We start from the raw sequence: 18041 nt of genomic DNA, 5'->3' as shown, positions 1-18041 counted from the left end.
TAAAATGTTAATTTATATTTATTGAAAATTTACATTTATAAAGTTATAAAATAATCAAAATATGTCACATAAAATAATATTAAACGTGATTTGTAGTGAAATTAATAATTTAATATTAACGTATTAATAAATTAGTGGCAGCAAAGATAAACTCTCTTATATCAAGTCGTGATTTTAATGCCAAATCCATAACTTCTTGGTGGGAAACTTTTTGTGGGATTTCTTTAGCAGTATTTGTAATTAAGGAGCAAGAAATTGTATTCATTTCGAGAAGTTCGGCAGTAGCCAATTCCAAGACTGTTGACATACCTACTGCATCTGCTCCCAGACGTCGGAGCATTCTGATTTCGGAGCGTGTTTCATAGTATGGACCAATCACTCCGGCATAAACTCCAAATTTAAGATTAATTCCGATAGTTGTAAGAACGGCATTCAATTTTTTGTATATTTCCAAATTACGAGTATGTTTGGACATATTTTGCCTGTATTCCATTCCGTCAAAAACTGAAGATAAATTACGATATGTGAAATTGAGAGTGTCATTTATTAACATCAAATCACCGGGCAAATAAGTTTCATTGAGCGAACCGGCAGCATTTGTGAAGATATGATTACGTATTCCGAGCAAATGAGCTACAATTACTTGCGATACAGATTCGGAGACTTCAATGCCCTCGTAAAGATGGAATCTGCCGGAAAAGACCATCACCTTGGTGTCATTAATATTTATGAGCAGAAGATTGCCCGCATGACCTTCTACTGTTGTTGTGGGGAAATTAGGAATCTCATCATACGGAATTGAAGACAGAATGTCCTCAGGCAGAAATGATTGCGAAATACCCGAACCTGCGGTAAGTGAAACTTTTGCATCTCCGAATACTGTATTTCTAAGGTATTCGGCAGATTTAGTGTATTTGTTTACAAGTTCCTGATTCAGTTTCAATGTCATAATACCACTGATATATTCTTCATTCTCATACTTTGGAAAAAATCTGATTTTAAAATCAACATTTCGTCTTGATTCAAAAGTACGAGTTTTAATATTACAATAGGCAAGTGATATAAAACATTAACTATTTCTAAAATTTTTGGTTCTAAGGAGTATTCAATTTCAAGCGTTTGCTTATTATTTTTAGCTTTATCATTTTTTGATAATAAATTTTCAAATATTGCATATATATTAGTAGATTCATCAGATTTGGACGATTTTCCCAAGTGCCGGATTTGTTTTGCAGTTTCGGGTTTGAACTTAAAAGTCAGATAAATTATCTTGATTTCATTATCAAGCGCCATTGGTAATAAAATATTCATCGGGATTTCATTGTGCAAAGCAATTGTATTCCAATAATTCATACTCACGAACAAAGTCCGAATTCGTTCAATTCTTTTCGTAAATTCATCGTGAATATTTGGGTCTATTGTCTTAGATTTCTTAAAATCTGACTTGATGGCATCAATAGTGGCTTCGATATCACGGAGTTTTTGAAATATGACTTTAAGCCTTGCAGTGCTGCTGTCATAATTGCTCAAATCTTTGTGTAATTTGCTAATAGAATTTATTGTTCCAAAGCTGAAGATAAATCTCAAATCAGCGTTTAAAGACTTAACTCCACCCAAAAAACTAAGACCGTTAGCGAAAATATCTTCATCGAATTCTATGTTTGATTCTTTCATCAACCAAAGGGTTTCAATTGCTGTTTCAAAATCAAAACCCTCGAGTTGTTCACTATCTATTGAGGCATAAGTGCGGAGAATACTGTATATTTCGTCACGGATAATCATGTGATTGAATTTTGCGGCGATTTCAGTAGTTTTCAAGAACTCTTTACTATGGGGCAAATCCAAAATACGCAATATTTCATCAATTCCCCTGCGGGTATTAGCATGGTAAATACTGACTGAGTAAACTCTCATGATTAGGTTGGGTTGTGTCTCCATGACATAGAAAAAGAGTTCGTCACCTGCTTTTAATTTGCCATGGATTTCGGCATGAAAATTTCCAATCGGCAAACGCACCAAAGCTGTTTGGTAGCCGGTTATTTTTACAATTCGCCCTTGAACAATCTCTCCGGCTCTAACTTTTGTGAATTGAGGTTTACTTTTTTGAGCTTGGGTATATGGGTAATAGGTATTGCCCGGCGATTTTCCCTGTCCGCCGATTCTATTAATTTGCCCACTTATAAATGATGTTTCTTCCATTTTCCATAACCTATTTCAAAATATATCGGACGTGCGAACAAAAAATTTACCTATTATTTTAGCAAGAAGTCAGAATCCATTTTTTATTTTTTAAAATTAGGTTTATATTTGATGTTTCCAAAAATATGGTTTTGATTAATGAAAGCATTAATAACAGGAATTACAGGTCAGGACGGCTCATATTTAGCAGAATTCCTTTTGTCGAAGGGATATGAGGTGCATGGAATTATCCGCAGAGCGAGCACATTCAACACACACAGGATTGACCATATCTACTCCGACCCACACGACAAAAAGCCGAAACTGCACTTGCACTATGGTGATTTGACAGATTCCGGAATAATAAACAACATCGTTTACAACATCAAACCGGACGAAATATATCATTTAGGTGCACAAAGTCATGTCAGAGTCTCATTTGATATGCCCGAATACACAGGTGATGTAACGGGATTGGGTACTTTGCGAATATTAGAAGCAATAAGAAATAGTGGAAATAAAATCAAGTTTTATCAAGCGTCTTCATCCGAACTGTTTGGGTCGGCTCTTCCTCCGCAAAGCGAATTAACTGCATTCCAACCGCAATCTCCCTATGCCGCAGCAAAGCTTTACGCCTATTGGATAACGGACAATTATCGCTCGGCTTATGACATATTTGCTTGCAACGGAATACTTTTCAATCACGAAAGCCCGAGACGCGGCGAAACATTTGTAACTCGCAAAATCACGCGTGCCGTGTCTGCAATAATTTCCGGCAAGCAGGAGAAGATTTATCTTGGGAATTTAGATGCCAAAAGGGATTGGGGTTTCGCACCGGAGTTTATCGTTATGACTTGGATGATGCTCCAACAACCCGAACCGAATGATTTTGTGATTGGCACAGGTGAAAGCCATTCAGTACGTGAGTTTGTCGAATCTTCATTTCGATATTGCGGAATTGAAATTGAATGGTTTGGCGAAGGTGTAAACGAGAAAGCCAGAATCAAAAGCAATGATTTTCTATTGAGCGATAGCCCAAAAATCGGCAGTGTAGTAATCGAGATTGACCCGAAATATTACAGACCGACCGAAGTTCATCATTTGTTGGCTGATATTTCCAAAGCTAAGACATTATTGGGATGGGAGCCTAAAGTAAAATTCAAGGATTTGGTTAAAATTATGATGGACCACGACTTGATTCAAAACGGGCTGAATGCTATTGGGCAAGGTAAAGAGATAATGCTGGCAAACGATATTAATTGGACTCGGAACACTTTTGCAACTGATGTGAGCAACTTAGATGACAGATAAAAATGCAAAAATATTTGTTGCCGGCAGTAAAGGAATGGTTGGCTCGGAAATATCTAAATTATTGACAGCATATGATTATACAAATATAATCAGGGGTGAATTTGAAAATCTTGATTTGCGGGACCAAACTCGCACAAATGAATATTTCCAATCAAACAAACCTGATTATGTATTTCTGGCAGCTGCAAAAGTCGGCGGGATATTAGCAAATAGCACATACAAAGCAGAATTCATCTACGACAACTTAATGATAGCCTCGAATGTGATTCACGCTGCAAAAAATAATGGTGTGCGAAAATTGCTCAATCTCGGCTCATCGTGCATATATCCGAAATTTGCACCTCAGCCGATTAATGAAGATGCACTATTGACAGGGCTGCTCGAATCCACAAATGAGCCATATGCCATAGCTAAAATCGCAGCAATTAAACTTTGCCGTTACTACAACGAGCAATATGGCACTGATTTCATTTCGGTAATGCCGACAAATTTGTATGGCAATAATGATAATTTCAATCTCGAAAAATCGCACGTCCTGCCTGCATTATTACGCAAAATATTACTTGCAGATGCGATTAGAGAAGGCGATACCGAATTTATAATCAAAGATGTGAAGCGGCATTCAATTGGATTTGGATTCGAGAATTCAAATGATATTGATGCGATAATTGCTAAATTGGACGAATTGGGCGTAAGTAAAGATTATGTCTCAATATGGGGCACGGGAAAAGCTTTGCGAGAATTCATGCACGTTGAAGATATGGCTTCGGCTTGCATATTTTTAATGGAGAAATATTCGTATAATGAAATAGGCGAATTTGTCAATGTCGGAACGGGTGAGGAAATCAGCATTAAGGACTTGGTAGAAATGATTAAAAATATTGTGGGCTATTCAGGTGAAATTAGATTCGACTCATCAAAGCCAGATGGCACTCCAAGGAAATTGATAGATAGTTCTAAACTAAATTCTTTGGGTTGGAAAAGTAAGATTTCACTCTTTGATGGAATAAAAAGTGTAAAAAAACATTATTTAAATTTGTAACTTTTTGAATTTTCATGTATTATTGTAAGATGTATTGAAACAAATAATTGGAGACTTTTTAATGTCGTTAGCTACAAAAACGTTTATTAAAGTTATTGCTTTGTTCTGGGCTTTTAGTGTAGTATCATATTCGGCAACCATACCGAACTTTTACAAAAACGTAGATGAAGTCGCTAAAAGCGAAATATCTTCAAACCCCAAAAGCATTGACCAAAAATATTACATGCCTTATTCACTTCACGTCAAAATCAAATACCAACTCTCCGAAATAACAATGCAAAAAGATATGGCATCGATACTTGGATTTGATGTTATGCAATTCATCGGCGATTTCAAAATAGATGCACCATTTGCAAAATATGTGAACAGCGATTTGTTAGCTCCCGATATGTATGGAGTATCACGTATTTATGAAATTCATTATTCAGGAACCGTTAACCCCTTTGATATTTGTGAGTTAATCGAACAAAATCCGAATGTTGAATATGCCTCCCCAATCTATATTCGATATTCAAACGGATTCACACCCGACGACCCAAGATTAGGCGAACAATATGCTTTAACACGGATGAAAGCAACTGAAGCGTGGGAAGTAACGAAAGGTTCAGACCAAATAGTAATAGCAATTGTTGATTCGGGAACTGATTGGCAACATCCTGATTTAGACGGCAATATTTGGATAAACAGTGGTGAAATAGCGGATAACGGAATAGATGATGACGGGAATGGCAAAATAGATGATATTCGTGGATGGGATTTTGTTGGTAATATTACCACTCAAGAGTATTATTCAGGCTTATTCAGAGAAAATAACAATCCACGCAACAAGCAATAATCACGGTACTATGTCGGCGGGTTGTGCATCGGCAAATTACAAATAATTCGATAGGAATTGCATCACTCGGATATTCTGCAAAAATCATGTCAATAAAATGTGCATCCGATAATCCTGCCGTACGTGGTATTTTACGCGGTTACGAAGCAATTTTATATGCAGCGCGTTCCGGTGCACATATAATAAATTGTAGTTGGGGTGGTCCCGGCAGAAGCGGTGCCGAACAAGATGTTATAAACCAAGCAACTGCTATGGGAGCATTAGTAGTCGCTTCTTCAGGCAATGACAACTCAAACAATGATATTTTTAACTACTATCCGTGTAACTATATAAATGTGTTATCGGTAGGTGCGACAGATGCAAACGATAGAGTGTCCGGTTTCAGTAATTATGGACATAATGTTAACGTTTTTGCACCCGGTTCGCGAATATTATCAACAACAATAGGTACCGGCTATACTCAGGCTGACGGAACATCATTTTCGGGTCCTATCGTTGCGGGGCTTGCTGCATTGGTCAAATCAATTCATCCAACATGGTCGCCCATGCAAATTGCTCGCCAGATAAGAAGCACATCAGACAATGTATTGGCAACTCAAAATCCGGCTTCAAGACCTTTGATTTATGGTAGAGCAAATGCCGAAAAAGCGGTGAAATACAATAATCCGGATTTTCCCGAATTAAATATCCCCGGTTTCTATTGCGACGCGATGACTGTAAACGGCAATATTGGAGCAATAGTTAATTATGAAATGACTCAAATAAAACTCAACATTACTAACTACCTCTCTCCTGCACCAAATTCTAAAATCATATTGTCACCGTACAGAGATATTGCAACTTTGAAAAACAACGAAATAGAAGCAGGAGATTTCGGGCAGCTTGAAACTAAAGAAATAATTGTAGAATTGCAATTGAAGGAAAATAATCCATGGTTTGATGGTTATGTGGATTTATTGGTCACTTACCAAAGCGGCGATTATGTTGATTATCAAATGTTATCAATACCTGTCAAAATTCAAAGTAAAAACAAATTTTCGTTAACTCAAGCATTAAGCCATACCTTTATGATAACGTGGTACGGCGCCCACACTCCAAGTAAGAATGTACTTTGGTCTGTAGGAACAGTACCGGGTCAAGGAAGTGTCTATTATAAAGTTGGGGGTACAATTCGCATTTTCACCTCAGAACCTGTTTATTGTATTCATGGCTTGGATGCGAACGTAGCATACGCCGGTAGCGGTCCTACTAATGGTGCGGCAAAAATATTCAAAACAAATGATGGTGGAGCTAATTGGAGTACTACACTTGTAAGCACCATTACTCCTTTTGTCAATTCAATTCATTTCTATGACTCCCAAAATGCAATTTTCCTTGGCGACCCAATCGGCACATCGTGGGGAATTGCTGCTTCTAACAATGGTGGGGCTAATTGGACAAAATTAACCAATATTCCTAACCCTGAGACAGGTGAATCAGGCTACGTAGAATCTGTGGCTTATCATGGAAACAGCATATGGTTTGGAACTTCTAAAGGTAGAGTATTTCGCTCAACAAATCGCGGACAATCTTGGGATGTATCTGTACTGCATGTCGGCGGTACAGTCTCAAAAATGGACTTCTTAGATGATAAAAATGGATTTGTTGTCTATCAGGAAGTAGCTTCCGGTCAGACAGGCGACCAATTTCTCGCTACAACAAGTGACGGCGGAAAGACATGGACAAAAAGAGTGCAGAATTTCACTTCAAATTCAATCATGCCAATATCAGTTTTCGCAATTCGAGATGCAGGTAAATTTGCAATAACATCCTTTAATGGGTCGGTCTTCACTTCGGATGATATGGGTATGACACTTAAACCCGAGCTTACAAAACAATCAACAAATTTGCAAGTCGGGACCGGTTTTGGCGAAGGTGCATCTGTTAGACTTTGGAGTGCCGGAAGGATTTCTATCGGATTCCTTGACTTTGAAGTAACTCCGACAAATATTGAAAAGAATATCGCTGTTTTGAATGAATCACCCGTAAATTTCGGTTCAGTGGATACATCGGCAAATGTTATTAAACGTGTTGATTTGCGAAATGAGGGCAATGTGAGATTGAATTTCACTTCCTTTGAAATTATTCCCGATGAAGGTGTGGACCCCGGCGAGTTCCGTCTTGTATTTAATAGACCGGAAGAACTTTCGCCCGGTGAAACAGTTGGTATAGCAGTAAGATTCCAACCTAAAGTTTACCAAACGAGAACAGCTACATTGCGAATTATTTCCGATTCTGACCCCGCAACTCTTGACGTTCCGCTTGTCGGGCTTGGTTCGACCACATCTTCGGTAGAAGATTATGCAAATTACGAACTAAGCATTACGCCAAACCCAACTGACGAGCAATTAACTCTGACTCACAATTTAGCAAATTTGGCAGAAGTGCAAATCGTTGACATTAGCGGAAAAGTAATGATAAGCAACATAACCGGATTGCAATCAAATCGGCTTGAAATCAATGTATCATCTATGACTACGGGCATGTATTACATAGTTTTAAGAATGAAAAATGATGTAATAGTAACAAAAGCATTTGTTAAAAAATAGTAAAGTAGTAGTATAAGATTAAAATCCCGGCAATCTATCCTACGGGAAACTGTGGGGTAGATTAGAAGGAAACTCAGATAAAACTCAACTATTGATTGAAACGTCAACATTAAAATATTTTGAAAATTTTTACGAAAACTTTGAAAAAAAATTTTTATTTACATGATTTTTTATTAGTTTCGTCTATTACAAAAAAACGAAGGATACTATAGATTATATTTACTGCTTTAGTTTGGAAAAAATTTCCTGAATTGTAACAAAAATGTGTTGCAGTTGTTAATGCAATGTTGTGCAAACTAACTTAGGGTATAATCATGGTAGTAAATAAGTTTCTCTACTGCGTCTTCGTAATCATATTGCTTCATGTCACAATGACGTCCTATGCTCAAGAAGTCTCCTATCACAACAATTCAGTTGTCGTCAAGTATATCCCTGTTATTGCAAATTCCAAATTCGTAACGAGCAATTCGGGCGATGTTTACTTGTACCCTGAATTTGAATCTACAATTTTGAAAGAAAATCAATTTGGTCAACCTCTTGACCAATATTTACCCGTGAAATTCATTGTACCGTCACCGGACGGATTCAGTTCAGAATTACTTGATTTGCACTACAGCCCTATTCGCGGATACGACATCATTCCATTTGACATGAATTTTGACAAATTCGAAGATTTCTCGGAATTGACTATCGAAGCTGCTGTTTATTCGAATTATAAATTTCCCGAAAAATTTTACAAGTTAGAATATTTGGGGATTTCATCAGACCATCACTTGGCTCAATTACAAATTCACCCATATAAATATGAAGATGGAATTTTGTTCATGCTTGATTCCATTACAGTTAAAATTGATTTTGATGAAACAAAATCTGGTAACTCATTGATTAGTTCAAATTTCGTAAGTGCAGTTAACTTTGCTCAAGCTAAGAACTGGGGCATCAACCAAGAAAGTGCTTTTAAAGATGAACCAAGATTGCAGAATGATGAAATTATCAAAGATTTGAACTTAATATCAAGTGGAACATGGCTCAAAGTTTCAGTGTCCGAAGAAGGGATTTATAGAATAGACGCTAACCAACTCTCTTCATCAGGTGCGAACGTTGCAAGCATTGATGTCAGTACGCTGAAAATGTTCAGCAAAGGCGGCAAAGAGTTATCCGAGCTTGTAAGCGATGCACTGATAAATGACTTGGACGAACAATCAATACAAGTCGTCAGCAAATCCGACGGGAAGTTGGATTATATAATCTTTTATGGTGCTCCAACAGTTTCATTTGAAAAAGTGGGACGTGACATTCAACATTATAAGAATCATTATTCTAAGGAAAGTTATTATTTGTTGACTTGGGGCGGAAGAACCGGCAAAAGAGCCCAGTTCCCGACTGATGTCAGCGGTGAGATTGTTAATCGCCCAACAACATATGTTCATAGAGTCTTTGTAGATGAAGAATTAACAAATCCGTATAGCCCGGGAGCCGGTAGAGTTTGGTTTGGCAGAACATATTTTTCGAATCCATTCAATCCGGTATTACTACATAATTTAGATAAAAGCGGCGATATTTTTTACAGATTTGCGTTAGCACATAAATCCGATTCGCCGGGTGTGTTCAATATTTTCGACAATAACGAGAAGTTAGGCATAATAAATCTTCGTTCACTTCCAACATACACAATGGCAATACGTGATTTTGCAGAACTCACGATGAGTGCATCAAAAATCGGCAATGACAATCGCAGCATTATCAATTTACAATATACTAATACGAATTTGACAGGCTCGATTGCCTATTTTGATTATTTTGAGATTCATTATCCTCGCAGTTTTTATGCGATTGACAATGAATTGTCATTTATAGCAGACACAAGTTTAAAAGGCATAAGCGAATTTACGATAAACGGCTTTTCAGGTCAAACTATTCATGGTTTTGATGTAACGACACCGTCCAATCCACAGTTACTTCGTAATACTGCCGTAACGGGTGGTATATTCAAATTTGTTAGCGAATTACCTGAAAATAATTATCGCAAATATTATATCTCCTCAAAAGTAAAATCACCAAAAATTTCTCCTGCTGAACTTATCAATTTACGAGCCGACAAAGTAAATGCGGATGTGATTGTTTTGACTCACCCCGATTTGATGATTTCGGCAAATGAATATAAAGCATATCGTGAAAGTGTTTCAGATTTGAAAATCCATATTGTTCGCACAGACCATATTTATAATGAATTTTCATGCGGAATGCCGGATGTAACCGCATTGAGAGATTACGTTGCATATGCTTGGCACAATTGGGACATCAAACCACAATATCTTGTTCTGTGGGGTGATGGTCATTATGACATGAAAAACATATCTTCATCAAAAATCAATCATGTTCCGGCTCATCAATCATTTGATTACTATTTGAAAAATTTAGACGAAATTCATAGTGCATGGTCATCTGATGATTTTTACGGTTTGATTGTCGGCAACGATGAAATATTAGATATAAGTATTGGAAGAATTACAGTCGAAAACAATGAAGATGGATTGGCTTTTATCGAAAAATTGAAGCATTACGAAAACAACTCATCATTAGACCAATGGCGATGTAACTTAATTCTAATGGCAGATGATGGACCGACACAGGGAAAGAAATACGAAGGTACATTGCATAATGACCAATCTGAAACTTTGACGAGAGACGTGATTAATCAATACGGTAAGGATTTGCAATATGACAAAATTTATTTGGTAGAATATCCCACCGAAAATATCCCTAATGGTAGATTGAAGCCAAAAGTTAACCAAGATATGTTAACCAAAATTAATACCACCGGCGGATTGGTCTTGAATTGGATTGGACACGGAAATCCAAGAGTATGGGCTCACGAACAGGTATTAGATAGAGACGTTTCTATACCACAAATGACAAATTTAGACAAAATGTTCTTTTTGACTGCAGCCACATGTGATTTCGGCAGATATGATAATCCTGAAACTAAAAGCGGTGCTGAAGATATGTTCTTAAGTCGCAAAGGTGCTGCAATAGCTGTTTTTACTTCGACTCGTATAGTTTACTCGCAACTAAATGCCAATCTTTTATATAAATTCTACGAGTTCTTGTTCACGCGTAATCCGAATACAAATAGATATAACACATTGGGCGACGTGGTAAGGCAATTGAAACAGACCTTCACCGGAGTTAATGACAAAAAATACTTCCTACTTGGCGACCCAACAATGAAATTATCGATACCTGAAAATCAAATTAATATTGATAAAATCAATGAGATTGTACTAAGTGAAAATGGCGATGAACCAATAACACTTCCGGCACTATCGAAAATGACAATTGAAGGAAGCATATCAATGCCTGACGGAGTAACTGCCGACGACAACTTTAACGGTACAGTTTTAGTTACGCTCCGTGACGGTGATGCCGAATACCAAATTATTGAAGAATTTTTGGGTGTCAAACGAGACCAATTCTATTTCAGCAAGTTGGGTCCCGCATTGAATCGGAGTTCTTACAAAGTTGAAAACGGAAAATTTACAGCAGATTTTATCATTCCGAAAGACATTAGCTTCAGTTCCAACATGGGACGCTTATTTGTATATGCGTATTCCGATGATGGTGAATTTGCCAAAGGTTCCTACCATAATATAATGATTGATGGGTACGACCCAACAAACATACAAGATATGGAAGGACCAAAAATTGAATTGTTCATGGATTCGCGAGAATTTATCCAAGGTGATGTAGTGACATCAAGTCCAAAGCTGATTGTTGATTTGTTTGACGAATCAGGAATAAATACAACCGGACTTGGCATCGGGCATAAAATAGAAGCTTGGATTGACGAATCACCAACTTCAATTGATTTGACGGATAAATTTACAACATCACTAACAGATTCACGCAGTGGCTCAATCGAATCATTCTTGTTCGGTTTGGCTCCGGGAAAGCATACTATCAAGGTCAGAGCTTGGGACGTGTATAATAATTTCAGCATAGCTGAGACATATTTCTTCATATCGCCTGATGGTGACGGTTCTTATGGAAATGTCAAGCATAACTATCCTAACCCATTTTCCGAGCAAACAACAATTGTCTTAAATCACAATATGCCGCCGCCATTTGAAGTAAATTTGAAAATATTTTCTTTAACCGGTGTTACACTAAGAGACATTAAAACGTCAGTCAATACGTATCATACATCTGAAATTATGTGGGATGGAAAAGATAATCTCGGAAATCCTGTTTCGCAGGGTGTATATATTGTGCATATTGAAGTGCCGAGTACTGAGAGTGGCACAACAGTTGCAAGAACTAAAGTTGTAAAAATTAATTAGCATTTGAAATGATAACAAAAAATATAATGAATAAAGATTTTGGAGGATTAATTTGATGAAATCATCAATCAAAATGGCTTTGATGGCTGTTATAGTAATGTCAACAACACTGCCAACCGAGTTGTACTCACAAGCTGGCGGCTCTGCTGTTCCTTTTCTTTTGATATCGCCCGATGCACGGTCGAGCGGTCGTGGCGAAACCGGAACTGCTATTGCAGATGATATCAATGCCATATATTGGAATCCCGCAGGATTGGGGTTCTTAGATTATTTCGAGAATTATGATGCGGATTTTGGCGACGATGAACTAATTCCATTTAGACAGGTTGCTTTGGCATTTTCGCCATGGTTGCCCCAATTCAACGCTGACTTGTTTTATAGTTATGGTACTATAGGTCAGTATTTCGAAAGTCTTGACGGAACGCTTGCCTTTAATTTCATTTTCATGAATTTAGGCGAATTTACTCGTACTGCCCATGATGGTACTACATTAGGTAAGTTCATTTCCAACGAATTCTCTTTCGGATTTTCGTATGGTACAATTGTAGCCCCTGATTTAGGCGTAGGTTTCCAACTACGATATATCCATTCAAATCTTACTCCTACCTCAGTCCAAACTGGTGGTGAAGCCGGTACCGGAACAAGTGCATCATTCGACTTGGGTATTTTATGGAAGCCACAGGATATCGAATTCCTCGGAATCGAAGACAGATTGTCGCTCGGTTTGAACCTGAAAAATGTAGGTCCAAAAATCACATACATCAAGGAATCAGACCCAATTCCAACGACCTTGCGTCTTGGAACTGCATTCAAAGCATATAGTGATGAATTCAACGAATTAGTTTTTGCATTCGACATGGCTAAAATGTTAGTCAAAAGAGACAGTCTTGGCTCGGATGCACTTCCGAAATCATTAGTTACAGGTTGGGAAAATCCCGGTGCAGAATGGGCTTTCGGCGCTGAATATTGGTACCAAAAAGTCGTGGCGTTCAGATTAGGATATTTCCTCGAACCTGCTGCACAAGGCAATCGTCAGTATTGGAATTTTGGTGCAGGTGTAAAATACGACATCTTCAAACTTGATTTCAGTTTCATTAACACAATCGAAGAAAATCATCCTCTTGCAAACACAATGAGGTTCTCGATGCTTGTTGATTGGCGCTAAGAAGATTAGCTAAAAATTTGAAAAATTCAAGGGTTGCATTTTGCGACCCTTTTTTTATGATGCAACTTTGTTTTATACAAAACGTAATATGATGGAATTATTAATTGTAATCACCCTATTTATTCAATTTAAAACTATTAATCGGAGAATATAAAATGCAAACAATATTAGGTGCCGGTGGAGCAATTGGTTTAGACCTTGCAATAGAATTGACAAAATATACAGATAAAGTTCGCTTAGTTGGCAGAAACCCCAAACAGGTCGTTGGAGATGAAGAACTATTCAAGGCAGACTTACGAGACCAACATCAAGTTTACAAGTCGCTTGAGGGCTCGGAGATAGCTTATTTAGTAGCAGGATTGCCATACAAAACAAGTGTTTGGCAAACGCAATGGCAACTCGTAATGAATAACGTAATCGAAGCCTGTATTCGTAATAAATGCAAGCTCGTTTTTTTCGATAATGTCTATATGTACGGAAAAGTTGATGGAGCTATGACTGAAGATACACCCATCAATCCATGCAGCAAAAAAGGCGAAATCAGAGCATACATTGCTGAGATACTGATGAACGCAGCCGATAGTGGCGAAATTGATGCACAAATAGCTCGTTCGGCAGATTTTTACGGTCCAAAAGCAATAAATACCGCTTCGTATATGCTGATACTCGATAAATTCAAAAATAAAAAGAAAGCGTCTTGGATAATAAACGACAAAGCAATACATTCGGCAACTTTCACACCCGATGCAGCCAAAGCGACTGCTTTGCTCGGCAATACAATTGACGCTTATAATCAAATCTGGCACTTACCAACTGACCCTGAACCCATAACCGGAAAGCAATTTATCGAACTTGCCGCGGAAGCATTTAGCGTAGAACCACGATACAATGTTTTGAGTATGTTTATGCTGAAAATGGTTGGTTTGTTCAAATCCGATGTTAAGGAAATTCTCGAGATGATGTATCAACAGGAATTTGATTATTATTTTGACAGTAGCAAATTCAACAATAGATTTTTCCAACCGACAAAATATCGAGAAGGCTTGATAATTTGTGCTCAAGAAATGATGAAAAAGTAAATAAATTGAATTTATCCCCTAATATTAAAAAAAATATTTGACCAATGTCAAGCTTTTCAGTATATTAGGGGTATATGATGTGACAAATTGGATTGAACATAAAAATTTCATATCATAAATGACTAATGTTGAATATTGTTATGAGAAAATGATGGCTAAGATTGAATTATACAACTCGAGCGAGGTAAAAACTTGCTTCATTTGCGGGGAAGATTTACATAAACTTGATGCCCCAAAAGAACTTCATTGCGATTTTTGCGGTAAAACCAAGACCTCGTCAAGCAATTGCGACAACGGGCACTACATTTGCGACTCTTGCATTGAAACTCCAATTACCGAACATGTAAAGCAAAAATGCTTAAGCTACAAAGGTGATAGTCCAATTGAATTGGCTGTAATGATAATGGATTCGCCTATTATCAAAATGCACGGTCCTGAGCATCATTTTATTGTTCCGGCAGTATTATTGACCTGCATTGCAAACAAAACCGGCAAACGTGATGAATTGGTCGAAAAACTCGAAATTGCGGAGCGTAGAGCAAAAGCCGAAACACCGAATGTTTGTAATTACAGCATCGGTACATGCGGCGCTGCAATTGGAACAGGAGTATTTTTGAGCATATTCATGGATAGAGAAAATCAGCACGAAGATGCTTGGTCAATAACTAATTTAATTGTAGCGGAAAGCTTGAAATTGGTTGCCGAAAGCGATGGACCAAGATGTTGCAAACGCGACACTTACATATCACTCGAAGCAGCAATTGGATTCCTGCATGACCGATTTGCTGTAGATTTGCCAATCAGCCAAGCCAGATGCACCTTTTCTATGCGTAACAGAACTTGCCAGCATGAAGAATGTACATACTATAATATAGGCTTTTCGTTGGTATAATTGCTATTTTGCTCTTAAAGACGAAGCCGAGACTTGGTAAGTAAAGTCGTAAAAGGAATCTTCGGATTCGAGTAATTTGTGGTACGCCAAAAATCCAATCATTGCGGCATTATCCATACAGTAACTCATTTGGGGCACAACAACGTTGATGCCCTTTTTGTTTGCTCTTTCAATCATCAGAGCTCGCAATCTCGAATTTGCCGATACTCCACCGGCAATCACAATGTTCTTCACCTTATGCTTCAGAGCAGCTTTTACAGTCTTTACCGTCAATACATCGCAAATTGCTTCTTGTACAGATGCACAGAAATCTGCCTTAATTTCTTCCGGCAAGCCATTGCTAAATTGCTTGTGCACAAAATATCTGACTGAAGTTTTCAGCCCGCTAAAACTGAAATCGAAATTATCATCATGTAGCATGGGTCTGGGGAAAGTGAAGGTGCTCGGATTTCCTTCTTTAGCGAATTTGTCAATAAGCGGACCACCGGGATATGGCAATCCGATTAATTTTGCGATTTTATCGAAAGCCTCCCCTGCCGCATCATCTTTCGTAGAGCCGATTATTTCATAATTCATGTACGAAGTGACTAAGAAAATCGAAGTATTACCACCGCTCACAACTAATGAAATAAAGGGAAAAGTCAGGCTCTCATCTTGCAAACAGCCCGAATAAATATGCCCTTCGATATGATTGATTGGGACAATTGGTTTGCCGAGACGCAAAGCGAGCCCTTTTGCAAAGTTTGAGCCCACAATCAATGAACCAATCAAGCCCGGTTCTCGAGTTACAGCGATTGCATCAATATCTTCCAATTTAACATCTGACTCGTCGAAGGCGCGATTAACGATTTCATTTACTGAGCGTAGATGAGCCCGTGAAGCGAGTTCAGGGATGACGCCGCCGTATTTCGAATGGAAATACTGCGATGCTATGATATTTGTACAAACTTTTGTCCCGTCAAGGATAGATGCCGAAGTCTCGTCACACGAAGATTCTATTGCTAATATTTTCATTTTTCTAAAAGTAAATTATTCAACATATTTAATGCATAAAAAACTGCCCGATTCCTGATAGCATCACGATTTCCGGGAAATATTTGTTTAAATGCTAAAACTCGCTCACCGTAGGCTAATCCGAACCAAACCGTACCAACGGGCTTGGAATCAGTCCCGCCGTCCGGACCTGCAATGCCTGTGATTGAAATTCCAATATCCGATTTGAAAATTGAGCGGACATTTTTTGCCATTAATTCCGCAACTTCTTCGCTCACAGCCCCATGTTCATCAATTATAGCACTATCAATTCCTAACAATTTAGCCTTGCTTTCGTTGGAATAAGTCATAAATCCGCCAAGAAAATATGACGAACTACCTGCCAATTTGGTCAATTCACCACCAAGCAAACCTGCGGTACAAGATTCGGCAACCGACACAGTTTTGCCACTCATATTCAATAATTTTGAAATATGCTCAATCATCGGGCGCTCGTCGTATGATTGAATGTACTTGCCAATTCTCAGTTCGAGATATTTAATTGCTTCCTTGATTTTTATTTCAGCAGTTACAAAATCGGGAGACTGCACAGTGAGTCTCAATCGGACACCATTTGCAGATGGCAAATACGCAAATCCCGATAAATGCGGAATATCCTCCGAATTGCCGATTAAATCCGCAAGATAAGATTCGAAAATACCGTAAGTGCGAATTGTTTTGTGAAGTTCGATTTCCGAATTCGATTGTTCGAGCACGCTTTTGATTTTATCTTTTAGCGAATTTTCGTAAATGTACTCCATTTCATAGGGCACACCCGGCAAAGCTACAATCATTTTACCCTTATTTTCGAATAACAAACCCGGTGCCGTCCCGATTAAATTGGTCATAGCAACAGCTTTAGCCGGAATATATGCTTGGGCACGATTTCTCTCGGTGACTTCCCTACCCTTGCTTTTGAAAAGATAATCAATAGTTTGGTAAACGGAATCATCAAAAATCATTTCACATTCAAAAAATTGGCAGAGAGCAGTTTTGGTAATGTCATCTTGAGTTGGTCCCAATCCACCGGTAATAATCAGCAAATCGCTACTATCGCTCAATCTGCGGATTTCCGATACAATTTGCGACAAATGATCAGGGATGGATGAATTGGCAATTACCGAAATTCCTAATTGTGTTAATTTCGCTCCGATAGTGGCAGCGTTTGAGTTGACAATTTGACCAATGCAAATCTCAGTTCCGATTGTAAGAATAGATGCTTTCATTCATTTCCAATATAAAAATGTAATGACGAATTGTCTGAACTATGATTTGCATGATTTTGGTGATTATGATGAATAAGAAGCTCTTAAATTCTTTTATTCATCCGGTGACTTGGAATATTCAGATTAATTGTATTTATTAAAGCTGTGGGACAAGTGGGAGTCATCGGATGAATTAAAATGTCCCGTCAGTTGTTACAACTGACGGAGCGAAATTGTCTGAACTATGATTTATATGATTAATGTGATGAAGATGATTTTACTAAATGGAGTAAACACATTTCAGGACAAAACCGAAGAGACCTCACCCCGAGAGGCTGTCTCATAAGGGCAGCCATTTTTTATATTTTTGTGGA

Annotated in this window: 11 protein-coding genes and 1 pseudogene; 8 read left to right on the top strand and 4 right to left on the bottom strand. The window is 37.9% G+C overall.

Annotation, left to right across the window (positions count from 1 at the left end; genetic code table 11):
• Nucleotides 1-115: 115 nt before the first annotated feature.
• Together M9949_12375 and M9949_12370 are read right to left on the bottom strand one after the other, a co-directional pair.
• Nucleotides 116-949, bottom strand: a complete 834-nt coding sequence (locus M9949_12375; protein ID MCO5252195.1) for a purine-nucleoside phosphorylase — start codon at nucleotides 947-949, stop codon at nucleotides 116-118.
• Nucleotides 946-2199 (bottom strand): hypothetical protein, encoded by a 1254-nt coding sequence (locus tag M9949_12370; GenBank protein MCO5252194.1) that lies wholly within the window; start codon nucleotides 2197-2199, stop codon nucleotides 946-948. The genes M9949_12375 and M9949_12370 overlap by 4 nt, the downstream gene beginning before the upstream one ends.
• Nucleotides 2200-2337: 138 nt before the next feature.
• On the opposite strand from M9949_12370, the gene gmd reads away from it, so the two are divergent.
• From gmd to M9949_12330, 8 genes and pseudogenes are all read left to right on the top strand, one after another.
• Complete coding sequence (gene gmd / locus M9949_12365; GenBank protein MCO5252193.1) at nucleotides 2338-3489, top strand: GDP-mannose 4,6-dehydratase; 1152 nt, start codon at nucleotides 2338-2340, stop codon at nucleotides 3487-3489.
• Entirely contained in the window at nucleotides 3479-4531 is a 1053-nt protein-coding gene (locus tag M9949_12360) for a GDP-L-fucose synthase (GenBank protein MCO5252192.1), read from the top strand. The genes gmd and M9949_12360 overlap by 11 nt, the downstream gene beginning before the upstream one ends.
• Before the next feature lie 568 nt (nucleotides 4532-5099).
• Nucleotides 5100-5893: pseudogene (locus tag M9949_12355) on the top strand (S8 family serine peptidase).
• A 1320-nt stretch (nucleotides 5894-7213) separates the two neighbouring features.
• Nucleotides 7214-7954: a choice-of-anchor D domain-containing protein gene (locus tag M9949_12350; GenBank protein MCO5252191.1), complete on the top strand. Its 741-nt coding sequence runs from the start codon at nucleotides 7214-7216 to the stop codon at nucleotides 7952-7954.
• Between the two features lie 314 nt (nucleotides 7955-8268).
• Nucleotides 8269-12294 (top strand): type IX secretion system sortase PorU, encoded by a 4026-nt coding sequence (porU, locus tag M9949_12345; protein ID MCO5252190.1) that lies wholly within the window; start codon nucleotides 8269-8271, stop codon nucleotides 12292-12294.
• Nucleotides 12295-12349: 55 nt separating this feature from the next.
• Nucleotides 12350-13459 (top strand): PorV/PorQ family protein, encoded by a 1110-nt coding sequence (locus M9949_12340; GenBank protein MCO5252189.1) that lies wholly within the window; start codon nucleotides 12350-12352, stop codon nucleotides 13457-13459.
• 155 nt (nucleotides 13460-13614) lie between these two features.
• Nucleotides 13615-14538 carry an NAD-dependent epimerase/dehydratase family protein gene (locus tag M9949_12335; protein MCO5252188.1) on the top strand — a complete coding sequence of 308 codons (924 nt, stop codon included), beginning with the start codon at nucleotides 13615-13617 and terminating at the stop codon, nucleotides 14536-14538.
• A 148-nt stretch (nucleotides 14539-14686) separates the two neighbouring features.
• Nucleotides 14687-15430 carry a DUF5714 domain-containing protein gene (locus tag M9949_12330; GenBank protein MCO5252187.1) on the top strand — a complete coding sequence of 248 codons (744 nt, stop codon included), beginning with the start codon at nucleotides 14687-14689 and terminating at the stop codon, nucleotides 15428-15430.
• A gap of 3 nt (nucleotides 15431-15433) precedes the next feature.
• Here the strand turns inward: M9949_12330 and tsaD are convergent, their stop codons facing one another.
• Nucleotides 15434-16444 (bottom strand): tRNA (adenosine(37)-N6)-threonylcarbamoyltransferase complex transferase subunit TsaD, encoded by a 1011-nt coding sequence (gene tsaD, locus M9949_12325; GenBank protein ID MCO5252186.1) that lies wholly within the window; start codon nucleotides 16442-16444, stop codon nucleotides 15434-15436.
• The gene (locus tag M9949_12320; protein ID MCO5252185.1) at nucleotides 16441-17688 is read right to left on the bottom strand and encodes a competence/damage-inducible protein A; all 1248 of its coding nucleotides are present in this window, start codon (nucleotides 17686-17688) and stop codon (nucleotides 16441-16443) included. The genes tsaD and M9949_12320 overlap by 4 nt, the downstream gene beginning before the upstream one ends.
• Nucleotides 17689-18041 lie beyond the last annotated feature (353 nt).

This window comes from Candidatus Kapaibacterium sp., from assembly GCA_023957315.1.
Classification (GTDB): Bacteria; Bacteroidota; Ignavibacteria; order Kapaibacteriales; family UBA2268; genus PGYU01.
The sequence above is the reverse complement of the archived record's forward strand: the minus strand, read 5'-3'. Positions and strand labels throughout refer to the sequence as shown.